The sequence below is a fragment of the Gracilibacillus sp. JCM 18860 genome (assembly GCF_055395245.1).
Map to the genome: position 1 here is coordinate 3,750,120 of NZ_AP043868.1, position 23,042 is coordinate 3,773,161.

Below are 23,042 nucleotides of genomic sequence, written 5' to 3' on the forward strand. Positions count from 1 at the left end.
ATAAATGGCAAAGGTATTATTTTTAAATGGACCTTCACATGGCCATGTGAATCCAACGTTAGGCTTGGTGACGGAATTAGTCGATCAAGGAGACGAAGTGATTTACTTTTGTACAGATGATTATCAGAAGAAGATTGCTAAAACGGGAGCAATTTTTAGAAGTCTTGGAGAGCATGCCAAACTACCCAAAGAAAATTCTCATCTGAAGAAGAATGAGCAATTTTTTGATATAGCTTTAAGGATGGTGTTATCAACAGAAAAGGTGGTTCATCATATTTTGGATGAAATTGCTGATGAATCCATTGATTACCTCATTTATGATTCCATGTATCCTATTGGTCATATCATTGGTCAAATTTTAAAAGTTCCAACTGTCGCTTCTCATGCAGTTTTCGCTAGGCCTGAAGAATTATTGCCAGCAAATAAAAATATGGCTGGAATGGAGAAAATGTATGATCATCCAGCTTTTAAAGAATACAAAACCATGGTAAAGAGGATGAATGAGGCTTATCGTATAGAAGTTCCAAATTTAATGGGGATGTCCCCACATTATGCCGACCTGAATATTGCCTACACTTCTGATTACTTTGTTACTAATCCCGTCGATTATGATGAAAGTTTTCGATTTATTGGTGGACCTGTTAGTACATTAAAGGAAAAGATGGATTTTCCCTTTGATCAATTGAAAGATAAAAAAGTGATCTATATTTCCTTAGGAACAGCCTTTAATAAAGTGAATTTAGATGTTTATAACATATTTTTTGAAGCCTTTCGTCATGAAAAAGACACCGTTGTAGTCATCACTGCCTATAATACGGATCTTTCTCCATTTGATATTCCAGATAATGTGATTATGAGAAATTATGTTCCCCAAGATGAGATACTTAAATATACACAGGTTGCTGTTACGCATGGCGGTTTAAATACCACAAGTGATTTAGTCTATCAAGAAATTCCTTTTGTAGTGCTGCCTATTGGTGGGGATCAACCTTATATGGCTGATCGGTTTGCTAGGCTGGGGGCATCCATAACGCTAGATAAAGAAACATTAACCTCAGATATATTAAGAGAAGCGCTCGACTCCGTGCAAAAGAGCCAATATCGTGACAATTTGAGAAGAATCAAACATTCTTTTGAGAAAGCGGGCGGCTATAAAAAAGCCGTTGAGATTTTAAATATTTTTAAGGAGGAAAGAAATATCTCATAATAGGTCTATGACAGCAATAACCCCCTGTTAGAATCACAAACAGGGGGTTCGTTTATGTAATGAGATGAATAAACCTATTGACATATGTAAACAAATGGGATAAATTCATAATACAATACATTAAAATGCTCCACTATAATCATATCATATTTTAATGTAAAAGTCAACACATTTTTTAGAAGTTTATAGAAAGGAAGAAAGGCTATGGATTTATCCCGTTTTTTGAATTCCGTCCAACTATCTCCTCAGTCGAAAACAATGACGGAATTACTCGATTTAAATAAAAAAATTAAAGAACACGGCCTTGTTCTTACACCAAATGATGTCAAAACACTGATTACCTCTAGAAATAAAGTCCTTCATGACTATGCACGAGTCGAATTAAGCACCGAAGTGTTAAAGGAATTAATTGAAGTATTTGCTGCCTCGCCTTATATGAACCAGGAACATTATGTGGAGACACTAAACGATCTTCAGGAGATTTTTTATCATCTTAGAAATGAAACGGAAGATAAGATCGGGGATGTGAAACTTATTCATCAGATGATGGAGGATTTTAATGGACCCTGTGCTGGATCGGTAGAGCTATTAAGAAGTAGAATGGAGCAACTCGCAGAAAATTTCAGAAGGGATTTGTTAAGTAATGAGTCCTCCTTTGAAGGTGATGATAAAACATGGAATTAGATAACTCGCAAGATGGTAAACGCTCCATTTCTAATATTAAGATTGATCGTTCACAGTTAACGCGAAATCAATATACCATGTCTCTTTTATATGAAGGACAGCGGGTGGGGCTTATTACAGGTCAGAAGGTTTACCAGATACAGATAGAGATTATGCAGATCCTGCAGCAATTAATACGGAAGCATACCCAAGGGGAAAGTACTTCCGTGACATCGGATAAAGCACAAGGGATTATGGTTTCTCTGATGTATGCCATGGATGCCTATACCCTTCATTTTAACGAACCAGAAGAGGCTATTTCTCATTTAAATACCGACAGTGTAAAAAAAATACATGAAAAAGGCCTAGAATTACTTAGTCAGTATTTTGAACAGTCCAAACAGCTGTATCGAGAGGTAGTAGAGATGCAACTAGATGTCCCAGTGGATGCTTATAATATGACCATCGATGAATCCTTACCTGTTTTTATGAACCATTATGATATTGTTTTTGAAGCCCAAAATACGATGGCAAGTATTGACTATCCTCTAGCCATTGATGATATGCGACTTCAAGGTGTTTTTTATATGAAACAGTATCTAGAACGATTGCTAATGGAGACAAAATTTTGTCATCTATTTAGTCATTCAGATTTAATGTATGTGTTGAAAAATTTCGGAAAAAAACACCGCTTTAACTATCAGATTGAGCTTTTTAATATCTTTGAATTAATCATAAACAATGCTGTATTCTCACTGCTTGCCGGAGGAAAGGCTAATGAGGTTAGAATTTCTGATTTTCAATATGAACAGTTGAACCGAATGTTTACAACATGTGATGCGGATCAAAGGATCAGGTTAATTCATGAAGCATTTAGCAGATTACAGGAGGAGCTTCAAACGGATCAAGCACTTAACCATTATATCGATTTGTATCGCGATGAATTAATTCAAAGGGTAAACAACGCAACCGAGATTGGTAATTTTGAAATGCTGATTATTCGAGAAGAGGAAGAACGCGAAAAACCAATGGTACTAATGTTAAATGAGAATGATCGTATGAGTGATATGAAAATGCGAGAATTGGTAGATCAGATCATGGAAAGCGACAATCTGGAAGAAAAAGTTCGAATCATTCGGGATCATTTCGTTTCTCTCCATGATTATTTAGACTTACTAAATTCGGGGAGCTTATTTGGTGACGAATATGATGCGCTTTTTGCTACATTCGGAGATATTGAATTGGCTATTTTTGCTAAAATTGTCTTTTATGAAGAATTACGAGGGGATGATCGTGAGTTTCTAGACATTGTTGCTGATGGTACAGAAGCAAGTGAGGAGTGGGAGGAAAAATATATGGAGTTTATGCAACAGTTGGATGAGGCCCGGATGAAGGAGGTAGGACGCCTAATTTACGATATTGATTATGAAGAAATATCATTTTATTGAAATAAAAAATTTTTAAAAAACGGGGGAGAAATATGGACAAAACAAAAGCTATGCTTGAGGAAAATACAGTTAAGTTACTCTTTACTTATTCATTACCTGTGATTATCGGTTTATTTGTTGGTGCCTCCTATAATATCGTTGATAGGATTTTTATTGGTAATGGGGTGGGTGACATTGGGATGGCCGGCATTGCTGTAGCCTTTCCAGTGATGATGACGATTATGGCCTTCTCCAATCTTATAGGTACAGGTGCAACCGCACTGACTTCTATTCGCCTAGGAGAGGAAAATAATGAAGAAGCCGAGCGAGTAATGGGGAATGCATTAACCCTTTTAATTTCGGTTTCCGTAGTATTCACGGTTCTCTGCTGGATTTTTTTGGAGCCCGTTCTAACAGCGTTTGGTGCAAATGAAGAAATATTGACACCTGCAGCAGATTATACGCGCATAATCCTCATAGCCAGTATTTTTATGATCGTGGGATCGGGCATGAATAATTTTCTCAGGGCTGATGGTAATCCCAAAAAATCGATGCTCACTTTGTTGATTGGTTCTATACTTAATGTCATTTTAGCTCCTATCTTTATTTTTGGCTTTGATTGGGGAATGGAAGGTGCAGCTCTGGCAACAGCAATTTCTCAATTGATATCCTTCATTTGGGTAATGTCTCACTTTTTTACAGGTAAAAGTGTATTAAAAATTCGTGTAAAAAACCTTCGGCTTAGCGGAACTTTGGTCGGGCGAATCTTTGCTTTGGGAGTAGGATCCTTTATTACACAGATGGCGACCAGCGTGCAGATGATTGTGTTGAATAATGTCCTGCTAAAGTATGGTGGAAGTACGGCAATTGCAGGAATGAATGTCGTTAATGCAGTACAAACCTTTATTATGCTCCCGATTTGGGGTATTAGCATGGGAATTCAGCCAATTATTGGCTATAATTTCGGGGCTAAGAACTATAAAAGAGTTAAAAGTATGCTAGTTTCGGCATTTGCATTATCCACCGTTTTTGCCGTGTTTGCTTCTCTTTTTATTTATTTTATGCCAGAAAGCCTAGTTTCTATATTTAACCAGAATGAAGAATTAGTTGAATTCGGTGGTCGTGCGATGGTGATTTTCCTGCTCTTTACTCCACTCATCGGTTTACAAATTATCGGGGCGGGGTATTTTCAAGCATTAGGTAAGGCCAAACAATCCATTTTTCTCAGCTTAGTCCGACAAGTGGTGATCCTAATCCCTGCGTTACTAATTCTACCACAATTTTTAGGTATCCAAGGAGTATTCATTTCTGGACCGATTTCAGATTTTTGCTCAGCAGTTGTTTCTGTGGCATTTGTTGCCTTCAGCTTAAAGCGACTACAAAATGAGATGGATCAAGAATTATCCCCAAGTCAAACATCAACATCCCACTCCCAATGATAGTCAACATTCAAAACTTTCAAGCAACTAATCTTTCTGGATGATAGTAAGATTAAATATATCTTTTTTTGCATCTATTAGCATCTCTTGAAGGGGGGGAAGGCAGGAATATCCCATTTTCCTGCTAGAAAAATGATGAATTCGTCGGGTTCTTATCAGATTGCTTCTATAGCTAATGATGTTCAAGGTGAAATAAAACGGTTAAAGGCGCAGGTTAATTTATTTTGGGATAATGAATGGAGGCACTATCAAGAGCATGGATTGGCAAACGCGACAACGATTATCGAGTTAGGTTCTGGTCCAGGCTTTTTGATAGAGAAGCTATTAAACCATATCCCACAAGCAAATGTAACTGGACTAGAGATTGACCCCTTGTTAGCCAATTATGCCAAAGATTATTTAAGGGAAAAAAACCAAAAAAGATGGCAAGTTCATGAAGGTAATATTATGCAAACAGGAATGGAGGATAACAGCTATGATGTTGCCATTACTCGCTTGGTGTTGGAACATTTACCCGAACCGATAAAAGCGGTTCAGGAGATATACCGTATATTGAAGCCAGGCGGAAAGTTAATGGTAGTGGATAATGATTTTGAAATGCATATTATGACCTACCCTCCTGTTCCGGGTTTAAGGGAGTTATATGATGCCTACTGTCAGGCAAGATTTGCAGAAGGAGGCAATCCTAAAATTGGAAGGGAATTGCCGATCCTTTTAAAAGATGGTGGGTTCTCCAATGTACAGTTTGATATTGTCAATGCTCATAGCAGTTTATTAGGGGATGAAATGTTCTTTCAATCAGAAGGTGTAGGTATTCCATATAAGTTAATGAAGGATGGTTTTTTATCCAGTAAAGATCTTGCAAAGGTTTCCGTTGGCTGGAGAAAGATGGTGCAAGATAAGCATCATGCCATTGTCCGCCAATTGTGCCTAGCCGTTGGTGAAAAACCGGTGGAATAGTTTAGCCGGGTAAGAAATTCTTACCCGGGAAATAATTTGCGTGAGCCCACCGATATTTCAACATTTAAGATGCAATGTTCATTGGTTACACTAAAAAATATTTAGGGATAGAAAAGGTTGGTATATCAAATGAAAGGAATTATATTAGCTGGTGGCAGTGGGACAAGACTTTATCCATTAACCAAATCCATTTCTAAGCAGTTACTTCCAGTATATGATAAACCTATGATCTATTACCCTTTATCAGTACTGATGTTAGCTGGAATTCGTGAGATTCTTATCATATCTACTCCTAAAGACATACCTAGATTCGAACAACTCTTCGGGAACGGCTCACATCTTGGAATTAATCTTTCTTATGCCGTACAGGATTCTCCTAATGGAATTGCACAAGCCTTTTTAATTGGGGAAAAATTTATTAACAATGATCATGTAGCATTAATATTAGGAGATAATATTTTTTATGGACATGGCTTTACTAAAATACTAGAAAGAATTTCTTTAAAACAAATGGGAGCGACGATTTTCGGATATTATGTCAGTGATCCTAATAGATTTGGTGTGGTTGAATTTAATAATGATGGTACTGTTCTGTCTATTGAAGAGAAGCCACCCTATCCTAAGTCAAACTATGCTGTAACTGGATTGTACTTTTATGATAACCAAGTCGTTGATATCGCTAAAACCCTCCAACCATCCAAAAGAGGGGAGTTAGAAATTACAGATGTGAATAAGGTATATTTAGAGTCCAATCAATTGACGGTCGAGCTATTAGGACGAGGATTTGCATGGTTAGATACGGGAACTCATGAATCATTAATAGAAGCATCATTGTTTATACAAACGATTGAAAAACGTCAGAGTTTAAAAGTTGCATGTATAGAAGAAATCTCTTTTCGAAAAGGATACATATCTAGGGACAAACTACTTAAATTAGCCATTCCTTTAGAAAAAAGTGAGTATGGAAAATATCTAATTCGGTTAGCCGAATATCATGAACCGTTTGCTAAAGCTAATATAGATGAAAGTATTCTAGAATTTTAATGGAGGAAAAATAGTGAAAGTATTAGTTACTGGTGGAGCAGGTTTTATTGGCAGTAATTTTCTAAATTATATGTCCAGTGAGCATCCTGATGATAAATTTATTATTCTAGATGCAATGACATATGCTGGAAACCATAAGCATTTAATTACTTTTAGAAAAAATCCAAATTTTCATTTCGTGAAAGGTAGTATAACGGATAGAGTTCTACTAGAAGATATATTCAAAATGGGCATTGATAGGATTGTAAATTTTGCTGCGGAATCTCATGTTGATCGAAGTATTCTCGATCCTGATATTTTTGTAAAAACGAATATCCTAGGTACTCAAATATTACTAGATACGGCAAAAAAATACGCAGTAGAACGATTTCTACAGATTTCAACAGATGAGGTATATGGTTCATTGGGAGAGACTGGGTTATTTACGGAAGAGACTCCATTGGCCCCAAGTAGCCCATACTCTGCAAGTAAAGCAGGCAGCGATTTGCTCGTAATTTCTTATTATCAAACTTATGGTTTACCTGTTACTATTATTCGTTGTTCCAATAATTACGGCCCTTATCAATTTCCAGAAAAATTAATTCCATTGGTTATTATGAATGCATTGAATCATAAACCTTTGCCGATTTATGGGGATGGTCTTAACGTACGTGATTGGTTATATGTGGAAGATCATTGTCGGGCTATCGATTTGGTTATGCAAAAGGGTAAAGTTGGATCTGTTTATAATGTTGGTGGTAACAACGAAAAGACCAATTTACAAATCGTAAAAATGATTTTGGCTGAATTAGAAAAACCGGAATCATTAATCACTTTTGTAAAAGATCGTCCAGGTCATGATCGCCGGTATGGAATTGATGCAACCAAAATTAAAAAATTGGGCTGGCAACCCCAATATACTCTCGAATTTGGTCTAAAGAAAACAATAAAATGGTATGTAGAAAATCAAGGCTGGGTGCAAGAGAATATGTAAGAAAAAAGAAAAAATCTAAGTACAATTTGATGTTTGTATAATAAAAAAGTGTAAAATTTATCAAAAAAAGGAGGAAATCGTAAATTGATGTAGAAATAGTCTTATAAGTAAAAAAACTCCAAGTGATTTTTTCAGTTATATTAATGGGAAAGATATCGATGAATAGCATTTCCAGTAAATAAAAAACTCTCTTCTAAGTTACTTCATAAATGATTCCACTATTTAAAAGTTAAGCATGATTCCAGTTTTTAAGAACTTCAATTCTCTAATAAATAACACAATAATTATTTAAAGATCTCCCAAGTGGGAAGAGACAAAAGCATCATTCAATTCAAAAAAGATGTTTTACTCACGTTTATTGCATTTCAAAATGCCTAGAGCGTGAGATTTAAATATAAACAAAAGAGAGGTAGTTTATGATGGATTGGTATGCGCTTTTTGTAGAGTCTGGAAAGGAAGAAGAGGTTCAAAAAAATCTTAAATTAAATTTTGATAACACCATACTGGATTCGGTCATTCCTAAAAGGAAGATTCCTGAGAGGAGATCAGGTAAGGTCTATCATGTAAAAAGATACTTATTCCCCGGTTATGTTCTAGTAAAAACTAATATGAATTCTTATATCTACCACAAAATTAAAAAGATACCTAACTTTTATAGACTTGTAAACAGGGGCGGATATTATTCGAAAAATACGGGAGAAACGTTTACTAAGATAGATGAGGAAGAAATTATTCCTTTATTAAAGCTACTTAGTAAAGATGACATCATTGACTTTTCAAAAGTATATATTGAAAATTCAAAAGTATTGGTTAAATCTGGTCCTCTAAAAGGAATGGAAGGTATTATTAGGAAGATAGATAAACGTAAAAATAGAGCGAAAATATTATTAAATTTTATGGGAAGAGAGAAAACAATAGATGTAGGAATCGAAGTTCTCTCCAACCAGAAGTAATGCAAAAGGTGTGTGACATGATGGGGAAAAAAGAGAAACGACAAGCATTGCTAAAACAACTAATTTCGGAGACTCCGTTTATAAAGGATAAGGATATAGCAAAAAAACTTAACGTAAGTATACAAACCATAAGATTAGACCGACTTGAGTTATCTATTCCAGGATTAAGAGACCGCATAAAAGATATTGCCAATCATAATCTCAAGGAAGAGATTCGATCATTACCTATTGAAGAAGTAATCGGAGAGATTATTGATTTAGAACTGGAGAAATCTGCAGTATCTATTTTAGAAATAGAAGAAAAGGAACATGTGTTTAGTCGTAATCAGATTGTTCGAGGACATTACCTGTTTGCACAAGCTAATTCATTAGCGATAGCAGTTATAAATGATGAATTGGCTTTAACATCGAAGGCTAACATCCATTTTCTAAAACAGGTTAAACAAAATGAAATGATTATTGCGAAAGCGAAAGTAAAAGGAACAGATTTGGGAAAACGTCGTACAACGGTAGAAGTTGAAAGTTTCGTAAGGGACGAAATAGTATTTTCTTGTGAATTTGAAATTTACAGATCTAACTTGATTGGTTTAAAGGGTGAAGATAGAAAGGTAACTTCATTAATTTAATAGCAAAATAGAACGTAATTTCACGGAATGGATGCTTATGTTATATTTAAAACCTTTTAACAATAAAATTGACGAGGTGTTTTATACCCCTGACCACTGTATCTAATCCAAGCACACAAATAATTAAATATTATGATCCAAGTATCGGACAAGGTATTAAGCCTTGTCTTTTTTACGTTCAGGAAACTAATATAGAAATGTCCAAAGTAATAATATCCAATCAAAAAAAATACTTTTTTTGTAACAAACACTCTTTTCGTGTTACTAATCATATGAACAGATAAAAACGGGCTTAACTGTTAGGATCTAAGAGAAGGGGAAGCGTTATGAAACTAGAGGAACTTTACAAAGAGGTGTATCCGAGAATTTATGCCTTCTTTTATGTGAAAACAGTTAATAAACAAATAGCTGAAGACCTGACCCAAGAGGTTTTTTATCAAGCGATTAAAAAGTTTCATACGTTTTCCTATGAGTCTACCTTAGATACTTGGCTCTTTGCGATTGCCAAAAATCGGTTAAGAAATTTTTATCGAAGCAAAAGGTATCAGAATCTTCTTCTAGAAAAGCTCCCCAAAGAGGAACGTAACCCGATTTCTCCTGAGGAACAACTGTTGGAAAAGGAAAAACAAAAAACGTTGAATGAGGCTATTAATCAATTAGAAGATGTCCCCAAAGAAATTGTTATGTTACGAGTTTATGGTGAATTGTCTTTTAAGGAAATTGCAACATTAGTCAATAAGAGTGAAAACCATACGCGGATTATTTTCCATCGAGCTAAGTTAATAATTCAAAAAGAATTGGATGATCAAAATGGATAAACATGTTGGACATATAGTAGAAGATCTCCTTCCTCTATATCAGGAAGGGTTGTTGAGTGATGCGACTAAGGAATGGATAGAAGAACAAATGGAGAAAAATGAAGAGCTTCAAAAACTTGCAAAAGTACTTCAGAATCCTTTAGAAAAAGAAGAGATCCCTGAGACATCGGAGTCTGATCGGGATAAGATGTTCAAAAAGATTAATCGAAGACTTTCCCTATACCAAATTATTTTCGTTGGACTTTCTTTCCTATTAGCGATTAAAACAGCATTAATAAACGATAGTTTTGGCTTCATTCTTTGGTATACTGTACTAGGTCTATTGATTTATCTCTTTTATTCCGATATGAAAATGGTCTTTCTTTTTTCATTTATTCCGATTTTTATTTGGTCTGTAATAGAAGGGATTTCCGCTTATTTGGCCGGTCAAATCGATGCTGAATTTTCCATGTTAATGTATGGATTTGATGTACTCCAAGCGTCAGTTATGGTATCCGCTATACATTATTTGTTCGCATTAATTGGAAGTGTCATTGGACTTTTATTTAAAAAGCTGAAAAAAAAGGAGGACATCTTATGAATAAAAAGAAGCTATTCTTCGTTGTGCTTCTTGTGGTGATAATCGGATTTGTGCTTTTTTTATACAATGCGTTTAATGGAAATCCAATAAGCAAATATATCTCTAAAGAGGTTTTAGAAGACTATTTGGAAGAAACCTATTTCGACCAAGAGCTTCAAATTAAAGAAGGATTTTATAATTTTAAATTCAGTGAATATCAATATTCCGTCATTGAGGTTGGTTCTACAGACGAAAAAGGCAATGTAAAGCAATATGAATTTAAGGTCAGAGGCTTTTTCAATCCAACCGTCAGCTGGGATGGCATCTATTATGAAAATTTAGACCAAGAAATGGCGAATCGTTTAAGTAAACAGGCACATCAGGAAATTTCCCCACTGCTTTCGGAGAAAATGGACACAATTCATCTTGTGGAAATCCAATTGGAAGTATTAAAAGGAAAATTTGAAGATGATGTCAAATGGAGTAAGGAACTAGCACTAGACAAACCGATGGAAATTTTTGTACAACTAGATTCAACGGAACAAACAAAAGAAGATTTTCTTTCGGCAGCTAGAAAGGTAAAAAATATTCTCGATGAACAAGGTTATGAATATGAATCTGTATTATATAATGGAAGTGGATTTGATATGGAAGGATTGAAGGCAGAGACGCATGGTTATTTGAAATATTCGTTGAGGGTTGAAAAAGGTGGAGTACTGGATATGGGAGATGTTGAAGAACATAATAAGGAAATCTGGTAGTTTTTAAGAAAGGAAATCCCAAAATGAAACTAAGACTGGAATTATTCGTGAGGAATATAGAAAAGTCCATCGAATTTTATCATAATGTGCTAGGTTTTAGCTTGCCAGAAGATAGGAATAAAAATTACCTACCTGTAAGGAAAGGGGATGTGGTGCTAGGAATAAGTGAAATGGAAAATTTGCCGGGATGTCATCCCCTGAAAGCTCGTAGGGGACAGCCATTTGGTTTAGGCGTAGAAATCGTTTTAGAAGTAGAAGAAGTGAAAGATATTTATCAAAAAGTAGTCACAAGTGGGCATCCTATCGAAACGGAACTGACAAGTAGGCCATGGGGGCTGGATGATTTTAGAATTATCGATCCAGACGGATATTATCTAAGAATTTCTTCTAAGAGCTAAAATTCAAAAAGGCATTTAAAACCTCGCCTAAGTACCGAAAATAAAAATAATGAGTCTCATTTGGCACTTAAACCTCGCCTAAGTACCGAAAATAAAAATAATGAGTCTTATTTGGCACTTAAACCTCGCCTAAGTACCAAAAATAAAAATAATGAGTCTCATTTGGCACTTAAACCTCGCCTAAGTACCGAAAATAAAAATAATGAGTCTCATTTGGCACTTAAACCTCGCCTAAGTACCGAAAATAAAAACAATGAGTCTCATTTGGCACTTAAACCTCGCCTAAGTACCGAAAATAAAAATAATGAGTCTCATTTGGCACTTAAACCTCGCCTAAGTACCAAAAATAAAAATAATGAGTCTCATTTGGCACTTAAACCTCGCCTAAGTACCAAAAATAAAAATAATGAGTCTCATTTGGCACTTAAACCCTGCCTAAGTACCAAAAATAAAAATAATGAGTCTCATTTGGCACTTAAACCCCGCCTAAGTACCAAAAATAAAAATAATGAGTCTCATTTGGCACTTAAACCTCGCCTAAGTCCCAAAAATAAAAATAATGAGTTTCATTTGGCACTTAAACCTCGCCTAAGTACCGAAAATAAAAATAATGAGTCTCATTTGGCACTTAAACCCCGCCTAAGTACCAAAAATAAAAATAATGAGTCTCATTTGGCACTTAAACCCCGGCCCTAAGCGCCAAAATGAACTCTCATGCCCTTCATTACGCACTTATTCTTATCTCAGCTAATTTATGTTATCATATGTCATAAAAGGAGGTATACCTAATGATTGCAAAACCTAGAAAAAAACCTAATGAATTAATCGCTTACGAGTATTTGTCTAAACGCAAGCCACTAACCGAAGAAGAGAAAAAACGGTACCGAAGTTTAGCGAAAGGTTTTGAGGGGGAGGTGATGTTTGATACATACTTGGATAAGCTAAAGGGAGAGCATATCATCTTAAAAGACTTATTCCTACACCATAGTAAATATTGTCAAATCGATACTATTTTATTGAAAAACGGAAAGATCTTCTTGTTTGAGATAAAAAACTTCCAAGGGGAATATTATTGGCATGATGATAAATTATGGCTGGTAAACGATGTGGAAATCGATAATCCGATAGCGCAGCGTGATCGAGCGCATTCCGTACTCCGACGCTTACTTCAGTCATTAAACATAAATCTTCCCTTACTATCCTATGTCATATTTGTAAACCCCGAGTGTTCCATCTTTCAAGCTCCACTTGATAAACAATTGATCTTACCAACACAAATCAACCGCTTTATCATGCATTTTCCAGCCACTGCTAAAATCACCTCCCAGGAAAAACAAGCTTCCGAAAAACTTCTAACAAATCACATCGAGCATCCTCCATTTAACCCATTTCCAACCTATCCATATGAAGAATTACAGAAAGGGATTCCTTGTGATCAGTGTGGTGAAATGAATACACATCCAAAAAAACAAAGCATCGAATGTCGATTATGTAATTATATCGAAAAAGGTAGTGATGCGATTATAAGAGTTTGTAAGGAGCATCAATTTCTCTTCCCTGAACGAAAAATAACTTCATCGGCTATTTATCATTGGTGTGGTAAATTGGTATCCAAGAGACGGATTTTTCGAATATTAGAACAGTATTATGACAAGAGAGGAGAGCATCGCTGGATCTATTTTGAAAAATAAAGAAGGGTCTCAGGGAGACACCTTCTATTAATCTACCACCTTTTTAAATTCCTCCGTTAGTAAAGGTACGACCTCAAACAGGTCTCCGACAATGCCATAATCAGCAATTTGGAAGATTGGGGCTTCCGGATCTTTGTTAATGGCAACAATAATCTTCGACTGACTCATTCCAGCGACGTGTTGTATCGCACCACTAATCCCGCAGGCAATGTAGACCTCTGGTGTAACAACTTTGCCGGTTTGCCCAATTTGCAAGGAATAGTCACAATAATCAGCATCACAAGCCCCCCTTGAGGCACCGACTGCTCCACCGAGGACATCGGCTAGCTCTTCTAAAGGCTTAAAGCCCTCCGCACTTTTCACTCCGCGCCCGCCTGAGACAACAATTTTAGCTTCTGATAAATCGACTTTTCCAGATGTTTTTCGGACGACGTCTTTGATCACTGTTCGTAAAGATGCTGGCTTAGCGTATTCGATCTGTTCCACTTCCGCTTTTTCTCCCCTTAAATCAGCTGCTGGAATATTATTTGGTCGAATGGTGACCACCCAAGGAGAGCTTTGGAAAACCTTTTTCTCAAAGGCTTTTCCCGCATAGATTGGCCGGGTGAACACCACATGATCGTCGAGGTTCTCGATGCTAGTTACATCTGAAATTTGTCCGGCATCAAGCCTTGCTGAAATTTTCGGAGCGAGATCACGGCCGATCGCTGTATGTCCAAAAATGATACCGTCTGGATTCGAGATATCGATCACTTGTTTTAATGCATTCGAATAGGCTTCTGGATTGTACTGCTCTAAATCTGGGTGGTCGATCACGTATATTTTTTCACAGGCCACATAGGAAAGTGATTCTATTAAGTCTTCTACTTGATGCCCAATCAAGGCAATATGGAGCTTATCGTTATTTGTTGAGGACAATCTTGCTGCCTGCATTGCTTCATAGGTGACCTGACGCAATGCTCCATCGAGGTGTTCCGCAACGACTAGAATGGTTTTACTCATAGGAATGCCTCCTTATTATAATAGTTTTGTCTCATGACGCAGTTTTTCCACAATCTCTTTCACCTGCTCAGCCGTATCGCCCTTTAGAATTTGCCCTGCTTCTTTCTGGGGAGGGAGAGAAAGTGCTATTCTCTCTGTTTTTGGAGCTAGCTCGGTTTCGTCTATATCAAGATCATCCAAAGTTAATTGCTTAAAAGGTTTCCTCTTCGCTTTCATAATGCCGGGGAGGCTAGGGTAACGTGGTTCATTTAACCCTTGCTGTGCAGTGAAAACAGCAGGAAGTGTTACTTCCACTTGTTCGAGGTCACCTTCTGCATCCCGATCTGCTATCGCTTTGTCATCACGAATATCGAGCTTCGTAATCGAGCCGACATGTGGGATGTCTAAGAGCTGTGCTAATCGAATGGCGACTTGACCAGCGCCATTATCAACGGAAAAATAACCCCCTAGAATCAAATCAACCTTTTGGCTGCCTAAGTAGGAAGCTAATACCTTGGATACAGTATTTTCGTCTGAGCAAATTCTTTCATCCGCTATTAATATGGCTTCATCGGCTCCCATTGCCAAAGCTGTACGGAGGGCTTCTGATGTCCGCTCAGGACCTACCGCAATAACAAAAACGTTCCCTCCAAGCTCCTCTCTTTTTTGAATCGCTTCTTCCACGGCGTATTCATCATATGGATTGATGACATATTGCACACCGTCTTCGGTAACTTGACCATCTTCTATGATAATTTTTTCCTCGGTGTCAAAGGTTTGTTTCAGGATCACATAAATATCCATTCATCATTCTCCTTTCCAAAACAAATGGTTAGCATTTTCTTCTAAACAGGTTCATATCCATATTTGTATGAGAGCCTTTACATTTTCATGTGTGTTTCTTGCAATGAAAAAATGGTCCAAAAACTCCATGTATCAGGAAGGGAGCGATCATTGTGGCTTGGCAATGGATGCAATTTCTAGCATTTCTTTTCGTAACTGGTTACGGCTTGTATTTGTTTGGAAAAGTCGTCTACCATCGCTACATTTATATGAAGCTAGGAAAGCAGGTGGAAATAGAAAAAAAGCTAGATGAACGCTTAAAGACGCTCGTCTTGCAAGTATTTGGTCAAACGAAATTGTTAAAGGACAAAAAAAGCGGGATCATGCATGTGATTATTTTCTATGGGTTTATCATTCTACAGTTTGGTGCCTTGGATATCATTGTGAAAGGTCTAGGGGCTGATAGACTTCCGGTTCCAGGCTATCACGTCTTTAACCTCTTTCAGGAAATGACAGTTTTTCTCATTTTTCTTGCCGTTGGCTATGCTGCCTATCGCCGTTATGGGGAGAAGCTATCGCGGTTAAAAAGAGGAAAGAAGCCTAGTATCGTAATTTATTTCATTTTTTCCTTAATGTTATCTATTTTACTCACACTAGGGTTGGAGCGGGTGGTTCATGATCTGGCCTTTTCTTGGTATGCTCCGATTTCCTCGGTGATTGCAGCAGGATTCATGTCACTGAATGAGATCACTGTAAATATTCTCTATTACACGTTTTGGTGGGCACATTTGTTGATTTTACTCGCGTTTTTAGTGTATGTTCCGCAGTCGAAGCATTTTCATCTGATGGTTGCTCCGATTAATATTTTTTTCAGGCGAACAGAGCCAGTTGGCCAATTGAGAAGCCTTGACTTGGAGGATGAAAATGCCGAATCGTTTGGTGTGGGAAAAATAGAAGATTTCACCCAGCAGCAAATGCTCGACTTCTATTCCTGTGTGGAATGTGGGCGCTGTACGGATGCGTGTCCTGCTTCTAATACAGGCAAGGTTCTTTCCCCAATGCACCTTATTGCAAAAATGCGAGACCACCTTACAGAAAAGGGTGCAGCCATTACCTCAAAGTCTCCTTGGGTACCAAAGCTTTCCTATGGAATACACAGTGTCCAAGAGGTGGATGGAGTACAGGCCGAGTGGGGAAAAGGAACAACGATTCAACCGACGATGACGCTCCAAGAGCAGATGTGGTCGACAACAGATAGGAAGGTAGAGGAGCTAAATCTTGTTGGTGATGTGATGACAGAGGAGGAGATTTGGGCATGTACGACCTGTCGGAATTGTGAGGATCAATGTCCAGTCGGCAATGAACATGTGGATAAAATCGTGGACTTGCGGAGACATTTGCTTCTTATGGAAGGCCGGGTTCCTCATGAAGGCCAGCGTGCGATGCAAAACATTGAACGCCAAGGGAATCCATGGGGAATTAATCGAAAAGACCGGGCGAATTGGACCGAAGATATTGAGGGGATTCCGGTGCCGACAGTAAAGGAAAACCCTGATTTTGATGTGCTTTACTTTGTCGGTTCGATGGGATCTTACGATAATCGTAGCCGCAAAGTGTCTAAAGCATTGGTAAGATTGCTACATGAAGCAGGTGTCAACTTTGCGATTCTCGGAAATGAGGAGAAAAACTCTGGAGATACGCCAAGAAGAATGGGTAATGAATTACTTTTCCAAGAGCTGTGCATGGAAAATATCGCGACATTGCAGAAATACAAGGTGAAAAAAATCGTGACTGCCTGTCCGCATACATTTAATACACTGAAAAATGAATACCCTGAGTTTGGCTTAGAAGGGGTGGAGATCCTTCATCATACCGAGCTTCTCGATCAGCTAGTGAAAGAGGGCCGGTTAACACCAATGTATGAATTGAACGAACGGATTACGTATCATGATTCCTGCTATCTCGGGCGCTACAACAATGTGTATGAACAGCCTCGAAATATTCTCCGTTCGATTAAAGGAGTGGAGTTAGTGGAGATGGCTCGTAGCCGGGAGAATGGCATGTGCTGTGGCGCTGGAGGCGGGATGATGTGGATGGAGGAAACGGCCGGAAAGCGGGTGAATATCGCTCGTACGGAGCAGGCGCTTGACGTGAATCCAACGGTGATTAGTAGTGCATGTCCGTATTGCCTAACCATGCTTGATGATGGCACGAAGGCAATGGAGGTAGAGGAGCAGGTGGAGGCAAAGGATATTGCCGAAATCTTAGCGCAAGCTGTCTTTGGCGAGTCTAGCAAACTTACAGGATGATCTAGAACAGGAGGGTAATCGTATGGAAAGACAAATTCGACGTGCAGCTGTAATCGGTTCGGGTGTTATGGGAGCGAGTATTGCCGCCCACTTAGCAAACGTGGGGATCCCTTGTCTCTTGCTCGATATCGTTCCTAGTCAATTGACAGGGGAGGAAAAAAGAAAAGGACTGACTCTAGATAGTAATGAAGTCCGAAATCGTTTAGCGGTAAATGCAATAAAAAAACTGAAAAAAAATAAGCCAGCCCCGCTGTATGATGAGGATTTGGCATCACTTATAACTCCTGGCAATATCGAGGATGATCTGGAGCGAATAAAGGAAGTCGATTGGGTGGTGGAAGTGATTGTCGAAAATCTTTCCATCAAGAAGCAGCTGTTTGAGCGTGTGGAAAAAGTGTGGGAAAAGGGGATAATTGTTAGCTCCAACACATCGGGCATTTCCATCAATGCAATGGTCGACGGGCGTAGTACGGAATTTAAACAGCATTTTCTAGGCACACATTTTTTTAATCCACCTCGTTATATGAAGCTATTAGAAATTATTCCAGGTGAGGAGACACTAACAGAAATCGTTGATGTGATGCGTCCATTTTGTGAGAATAAGCTCGGCAAAGGTGTCGTGATCGCAAAGGATACCCCGAACTTTATCGCTAACCGAATCGGAGCATACAGTATGCATGTCACCCTAAATGAAATGCTAGCAAAGGGTTATACGATTGAGGAGATCGATGCATGTACTGGACCGGCAATCGGGCGTCCGAAAAGTGCGACATTTCGAACATTGGACATAGTAGGACTCGATACGTTTGTGCATATTGCTAACAATATGTATGAAAAAGTAAGCGATGAAGCAGAGAAAAAGGTGTTTAAGGTCCCGGAAATTTTACAGCAGATGGTTGATAAAGGTTGGATTGGTGAAAAGGCAGAGCAGGGCTTTTATAAAAAGGTGAAGAACGAAAAAGGGAAGAAGATTCTCTCCCTTAATGTTCAAACAATGGAATATGAACCACAAAAGAAAATAGCCGGGGCATCCTTGGAAGCTGCCAAAATGGCAAAAGGAGCGAAGCAGAAGCTTAGAGCGCTCTTTAGTACAGAGGATCGTTACGCGGAACTAGCCTGGAATACGCTAAAAGAAGTCCTCCTTTATTCTGCCGAAAAGGTAGGAGAAATTGCCGATTCGATCGTGGAAATTGATGAAGCAATGAAATGGGGCTTTAATTGGGAGCTTGGTCCATTTGAGACATGGGATGCAATTGGATTGGAAAAATCGGTCCATCGGATGGAAAAAGAAGGATCAAGTGTTCCGCAATGGGTGAAAGATTGGATTGAGGCAGGGAATACATCCTTTTACAAAAGGAAGGAAGGTACGACATATTTCGTTTCAAATGGTGCTTACAAACAGCTAGAGCCAAACCCTAAAGTGATCTCCCTACGTACACTAAAAGAGCAGAACAAGGTGATAAAAGCGAGTAGCGGAGCAAGTCTGATCGATCTGGAAGATGGAATCGCATGTCTTGAATTTCATTCCCCCAACAATGCGATCGGTGCAGATATTTTAATGATGATTGAAGAAAGCATCAAGGAAGTCCGTAGCAATTACGATGGGCTCGTTATTGCCAATCAAGGAAGGAATTTTTGTGTCGGTGCCAACTTAATGATGCTCTTAATGGAAGCACAGGACGAAGAGTGGGACGAAGTCGAGCATATTATCCGCTTGTTCCAGAATACGATGTATCACTTAAAGCGGTTTGAAAAGCCGGTTATTGCAGCCCCACATCGTATGACTTTAGGTGGAGGAGTGGAGGTTTGTCTGCCTGCCGATCGGGTTGTTGCTTCAGCCGAAACTTACTACGGATTAGTCGAAGCTGGTGTTGGCTTAATTCCAGCAGGCGGAGGGTGTAAGGAGCTGATCTCTCGTCTTAGCCTCACTGTTACGAATCCAGAGGTTGATTTACAACCATATGTCAATAAAATTTTTGAAACGCTCGGTATGGCAAAGGTATCAACAAGTGCTCTCGATGCGAAAAAGCTAGGCTATTTGCGTGAGCAGGATACTGTTGTTGTCCATCAGGATCATCTTCTATTCGAAGCAAAGCAAGCTGCCCTAAGATTGGTTCAAGAGGACAATGCCACGAAACCAGAAGAGGATATTCGTGTCGTCGGTAGTGAAGGGAAGGCATTGATGCAGCTAGGTGCTTATCAAATGAAACTGGCAGGTTATATCAGTGACCATGACCAGTTAATTGCCAATAAATTGGCCCACGTATTAGCGGGAGGGGATGTTCCAGCAGGGACGCGAGTGAGTGAACAATATATGCTTGATCTCGAGCGGGAAGCCTTTTTAAGCTTGTGCGGGGAGCCGAAAACTAGGCAGCGCATGCAGTATATGTTAAGTAAAGGGAAGCCATTACGTAATTAATTTTAGAAATGAGGTGAACCTTGTGAGAGAAGCAGTGATTGTATCGATTGCACGTACACCGGTAGGAAAGGCAAAGAAAGGCGGATTTGCCCAAACACGGATAGAGGATTTAGGAAGTACGGTTTTAAATGCGGTCATCAAGCGGGCCAACGGATTAAAAAAAGAGGATGTGGAGGATATCATTATTGGCTGTGCCATGCCAGAAGGAGAACAGGGCTTAAATGTGGCAAGAATTATTTCCCTATACGCTGGTTTTCCGGCATCCACTCCAGCGATGACGATTAATCGTTTTTGTTCGTCCGGCTTGCAGTCGATTGCGTTTGCAGCAGAGCGTGTCATGCTTGGTCATGCTGATGTGGTGATCGGTGGAGGAGTAGAAAGTATGAGTCATGTCCCGATGTCAGGGTTTAAGATGTCCCCACATCCACAGATCGTTGAGGAAATGCCAGAAATCTATATGGGGATGGGTTTTACGGCAGAAGAAGTGGCAGAAAGATATCAAGTATCCCGAAAGGATCAGGATCACTTTGCCGTAGAAAGCCACCAGAAAGCAGCTGCAGCTGTGAAGGATGGGAAGTTTAAGGAAGAAATTGTCCCAGTCCACACAGTCCATAAGGGTGTCGATGAAAACGGCAAGCGCTGGGAAAAGCAATGCATTGTCGATACAGACGAAGGCATTCGATCAGATACAAGTGTTGACATACTAGCAGGGCTGAAGCCTGCATTCAAGCAGGGAGGGTCTGTAACAGCCGGAAATTCGTCGCAAATGAGTGATGGTGCAGCAGCGTGTGTGTTGATGAGTAAAGAGAAGGCCGAAGCACTTGGTTTAAAGCCTTTAGCAACGTTCCGCTCTTTTGCTGTCGCTGGAGTGGAGCCTGAGATTATGGGCATTGGTCCCATCAAGGCGATTCCAAAAGCCCTCGATATGGCAAAGGTTAGTCAGGATGAGATCAAGCTTTTTGAAATAAACGAAGCATTTGCAGCACAATGCTTACCAGTCATTCGCGAATTGAATATCGATAAGGAGAAGGTCAATGTAAATGGGGGAGCGATTGCACTTGGCCACCCTCTCGGATGTACAGGAGCTAAGTTAACCTCAACCTTACTTTATGAGCTGAAGCGACGAGGCGGTGGGTATGGGGTCGTTTCAATGTGTATAGGCGGCGGTATGGGGGCAGCTGGTGTGTTTGAAGTGCACCCAGATTGATACTCGCCGAATCTAAGCACCATGATAGAAAGGGGAACGAAAATGATGGGTGAAAAAATAATAGGTGGAAGCTTTATCATTAACGATGTCGATTATAACTCGGTGATCACACCGGAGGATTTTACCGAAGAGCAGCGAATGATTGGCGAAACAACAAAGGATTTTATCGAAGGCGAGATTTTGCCACAGGATGAAGCGATTGAAAGCTTAAATTATGATCTCACCGTCAAGCTCCTACAAAAAGCTGGAGAATTGGGGCTTCTTAGTGCAGATGTGCCAGAACAATATGAAGGCCTTGGTTTAGACAAAATAAGCTCGACATTAATTAGTGAGCGATTATCAAAGGCATCATCGTTTGGTCTATCCCTTGGTGCACATGTCGGGATTGGTACATTGCCGATCGTTTATTTTGGCACAGAGGAGCAAAAGAAAAAATACCTGCCTCTCTTAGCGAGTGGGGAAAAAATTGCCGCCTATTGCCTAACAGAGCCATCCTCTGGTTCGGACGCGCTTGGTGCCAAAACAACCGCCACATTATCGGAGGATGGGAAGCACTATATTTTAAATGGGACAAAGCAGTTTATTACGAACGCGGCTTTTGCTGATATTTTCATTGTTTATGCGAAAGTAAATGGAACAGATTTTAGTACATTTATTGTGGAGAGAACGATGGAAGGAGTTAGTGTCGGACCAGAAGAAGAGAAAATGGGGATCAAAGGCTCTTCCACCTGCCCCCTAATTTTAGAAGAGGTGAAGGTTCCCGCAGAAAATCTGTTGTGGGAGGTTGGAAAAGGTCATCTCATTGCCTTTAATATATTGAACATTGGTCGATTTAAGCTTGCCGCTGGTTGTCTCGGTTCGTCTAAGGATACGATTGAGGAAGCATCAGCCTACGCGAATGAAAGGGTTCAGTTCAAGCAGCCGATCTCATCCTTTTCTCTTATTCGAAGAAAAATAGCGGAAATGAATACAAAGGCATATGTTTTGGATAGTATGGTCTATCGGACTGCTGGATTAATAGATTCGAGTATGGAAGCGATTGATTTCAGCAGGTCTGATGCAGGAGTGGCGTCTGCCAAAGCGATTGCTGAATATGCGTTAGAATGCTCGATCAATAAAGTATTTGGTTCAGAGACGTTAGATTTTATTGCCGATGAGGGAGTTCAAATTCACGGTGGCTATGGATTTATCAAGGAATATAAAATCGAGCGCATCTATCGTGATTCACGCATCAATCGAATTTTTGAGGGAACGAATGAAATTAACCGTTTGCTCATACCAGGGACACTGATTAAGCGAGCAATGAAGGGCGAACTCCCACTTATGCAAAAAGCACAACAGCTACAAGAAGAGCTGCTTACCTTTATGCCACAACGGACGTTTACAGGGCTCTTGGAGCAAGAAGAGTACCTCATTAAGATGGCGAAAAAAATATTCCTCATGATTGGCGGTCTAGCCGTACAAAAATACCAGCAAAAGCTAGATTCAGAACAAGAAATCCTCAGTCACTTAGCTGACATCATGATCCAAGTGTATGCAGCGGAAAGTGCGTTTCTTAGAACGAAAAAGCGAGTTGCCAAAGAGGGCGAAGAGAAAGCGGCTAATGCCATCGCAATGACGCAAGTATTTGTCCACGAATCGTTTGAAACGATCGAAGCGCTCGCCAAGGATTCGTTAGCTCAGGTGGAGTCTGGAGATAGGCTAAGTACACAGCTATCTGTCTTAAAAAAGCTAGCGCGCAGAACACCGATCAATACGATAGAACGGAAAAGGCAAATTGCAGCACGTGTCATTGCAGCTGAGAAGTATGTCGTTTAAAGGCCC

Annotated in this window: 21 protein-coding genes; 19 read left to right on the plus strand and 2 right to left on the minus strand. The window is 39.2% G+C overall.

The window, feature by feature from the left end; genetic code table 11:
* Positions 1–4 precede the first annotated feature (4 nt).
* The 15 genes from ACZ5R4_RS18405 to ACZ5R4_RS18475 all read left to right on the plus strand — a co-directional run bounded on the left by ACZ5R4_RS18405 (position 5) and on the right by ACZ5R4_RS18475 (position 13,519).
* A complete protein-coding gene (locus tag ACZ5R4_RS18405; protein ID WP_109985201.1) occupies positions 5–1,207 on the plus strand; it encodes a macrolide family glycosyltransferase in 1,203 nt (400 codons plus the stop codon).
* Between the two features lie 222 nt (positions 1,208–1,429).
* Entirely contained in the window at positions 1,430–1,891 is a 462-nt protein-coding gene (locus tag ACZ5R4_RS18410; protein ID WP_464367771.1) for a DUF6323 family protein, read from the plus strand.
* Complete coding sequence (locus ACZ5R4_RS18415; RefSeq protein ID WP_109985202.1) at positions 1,882–3,318, plus strand: DUF6179 domain-containing protein; 1,437 nt, start codon at positions 1,882–1,884, stop codon at positions 3,316–3,318. Before ACZ5R4_RS18410 ends, ACZ5R4_RS18415 begins: the two co-directional genes overlap by 10 nt.
* Before the next feature lie 32 nt (positions 3,319–3,350).
* Complete coding sequence (locus ACZ5R4_RS18420) at positions 3,351–4,736, plus strand: MATE family efflux transporter (protein ID WP_109985203.1); 1,386 nt, start codon at positions 3,351–3,353, stop codon at positions 4,734–4,736.
* Positions 4,737–4,868: 132 nt separating this feature from the next.
* A complete protein-coding gene (locus tag ACZ5R4_RS18425) occupies positions 4,869–5,696 on the plus strand; it encodes a class I SAM-dependent methyltransferase (RefSeq protein ID WP_464367772.1) in 828 nt (275 codons plus the stop codon).
* 129 nt (positions 5,697–5,825) lie between these two features.
* Positions 5,826–6,740: a glucose-1-phosphate thymidylyltransferase RfbA gene (rfbA, locus tag ACZ5R4_RS18430; RefSeq protein WP_109985204.1), complete on the plus strand. Its 915-nt coding sequence runs from the start codon at positions 5,826–5,828 to the stop codon at positions 6,738–6,740.
* A 13-nt stretch (positions 6,741–6,753) separates the two neighbouring features.
* The gene (gene rfbB, locus ACZ5R4_RS18435; RefSeq protein ID WP_277679341.1) at positions 6,754–7,713 is read left to right on the plus strand and encodes a dTDP-glucose 4,6-dehydratase; all 960 of its coding nucleotides are present in this window, start codon (positions 6,754–6,756) and stop codon (positions 7,711–7,713) included.
* A gap of 419 nt (positions 7,714–8,132) precedes the next feature.
* Complete coding sequence (gene loaP / locus ACZ5R4_RS18440; protein ID WP_109985212.1) at positions 8,133–8,666, plus strand: antiterminator LoaP; 534 nt, start codon at positions 8,133–8,135, stop codon at positions 8,664–8,666.
* A gap of 17 nt (positions 8,667–8,683) precedes the next feature.
* Complete coding sequence (gene fapR, locus ACZ5R4_RS18445; protein WP_464368514.1) at positions 8,684–9,292, plus strand: transcription factor FapR; 609 nt, start codon at positions 8,684–8,686, stop codon at positions 9,290–9,292.
* A 326-nt stretch (positions 9,293–9,618) separates the two neighbouring features.
* Positions 9,619–10,110 carry an RNA polymerase sigma factor gene (locus ACZ5R4_RS18450; RefSeq protein ID WP_109985207.1) on the plus strand — a complete coding sequence of 164 codons (492 nt, stop codon included), beginning with the start codon at positions 9,619–9,621 and terminating at the stop codon, positions 10,108–10,110.
* The gene (locus ACZ5R4_RS18455) at positions 10,103–10,690 is read left to right on the plus strand and encodes a hypothetical protein (RefSeq protein ID WP_054860965.1); all 588 of its coding nucleotides are present in this window, start codon (positions 10,103–10,105) and stop codon (positions 10,688–10,690) included. Before ACZ5R4_RS18450 ends, ACZ5R4_RS18455 begins: the two co-directional genes overlap by 8 nt.
* The gene (locus tag ACZ5R4_RS18460; protein WP_464367773.1) at positions 10,687–11,430 is read left to right on the plus strand and encodes a YfjL-like protein; all 744 of its coding nucleotides are present in this window, start codon (positions 10,687–10,689) and stop codon (positions 11,428–11,430) included. Before ACZ5R4_RS18455 ends, ACZ5R4_RS18460 begins: the two co-directional genes overlap by 4 nt.
* 23 nt (positions 11,431–11,453) lie before the next feature.
* The gene (locus ACZ5R4_RS18465) at positions 11,454–11,828 is read left to right on the plus strand and encodes a VOC family protein (RefSeq protein WP_277679345.1); all 375 of its coding nucleotides are present in this window, start codon (positions 11,454–11,456) and stop codon (positions 11,826–11,828) included.
* A gap of 60 nt (positions 11,829–11,888) precedes the next feature.
* Positions 11,889–12,524 (plus strand): hypothetical protein, encoded by a 636-nt coding sequence (locus ACZ5R4_RS18470; protein WP_464367774.1) that lies wholly within the window; start codon positions 11,889–11,891, stop codon positions 12,522–12,524.
* 92 nt (positions 12,525–12,616) lie between these two features.
* Positions 12,617–13,519, plus strand: coding sequence for a nuclease-related domain-containing protein (locus ACZ5R4_RS18475; protein WP_109983838.1), 903 nt, complete (start codon positions 12,617–12,619; stop codon positions 13,517–13,519).
* 27 nt (positions 13,520–13,546) lie between these two features.
* Here the strand turns inward: ACZ5R4_RS18475 and ACZ5R4_RS18480 are convergent, their stop codons facing one another.
* Together ACZ5R4_RS18480 and ACZ5R4_RS18485 are read right to left on the minus strand one after the other, a co-directional pair.
* Entirely contained in the window at positions 13,547–14,521 is a 975-nt protein-coding gene (locus ACZ5R4_RS18480; RefSeq protein WP_464367775.1) for an electron transfer flavoprotein subunit alpha/FixB family protein, read from the minus strand.
* A 15-nt stretch (positions 14,522–14,536) separates the two neighbouring features.
* Positions 14,537–15,304, minus strand: coding sequence for an electron transfer flavoprotein subunit beta/FixA family protein (locus tag ACZ5R4_RS18485; RefSeq protein ID WP_464367776.1), 768 nt, complete (start codon positions 15,302–15,304; stop codon positions 14,537–14,539).
* Positions 15,305–15,471: 167 nt separating this feature from the next.
* On the opposite strand from ACZ5R4_RS18485, the gene ACZ5R4_RS18490 reads away from it, so the two are divergent.
* The 4 genes from ACZ5R4_RS18490 to ACZ5R4_RS18505 are packed head-to-tail and all read left to right on the plus strand — an operon-like array spanning position 15,472 to position 23,036.
* Positions 15,472–17,592, plus strand: coding sequence for a (Fe-S)-binding protein (locus ACZ5R4_RS18490; RefSeq protein WP_464368515.1), 2,121 nt, complete (start codon positions 15,472–15,474; stop codon positions 17,590–17,592).
* A 22-nt stretch (positions 17,593–17,614) separates the two neighbouring features.
* A complete protein-coding gene (locus tag ACZ5R4_RS18495) occupies positions 17,615–20,011 on the plus strand; it encodes a 3-hydroxyacyl-CoA dehydrogenase/enoyl-CoA hydratase family protein (protein WP_464367777.1) in 2,397 nt (798 codons plus the stop codon).
* Between the two features lie 22 nt (positions 20,012–20,033).
* Positions 20,034–21,218 (plus strand): acetyl-CoA C-acyltransferase, encoded by a 1,185-nt coding sequence (locus ACZ5R4_RS18500; protein ID WP_464367778.1) that lies wholly within the window; start codon positions 20,034–20,036, stop codon positions 21,216–21,218.
* A gap of 45 nt (positions 21,219–21,263) precedes the next feature.
* The gene (locus ACZ5R4_RS18505; RefSeq protein ID WP_464367779.1) at positions 21,264–23,036 is read left to right on the plus strand and encodes an acyl-CoA dehydrogenase family protein; all 1,773 of its coding nucleotides are present in this window, start codon (positions 21,264–21,266) and stop codon (positions 23,034–23,036) included.
* Positions 23,037–23,042: the final 6 nt, after the last annotated feature.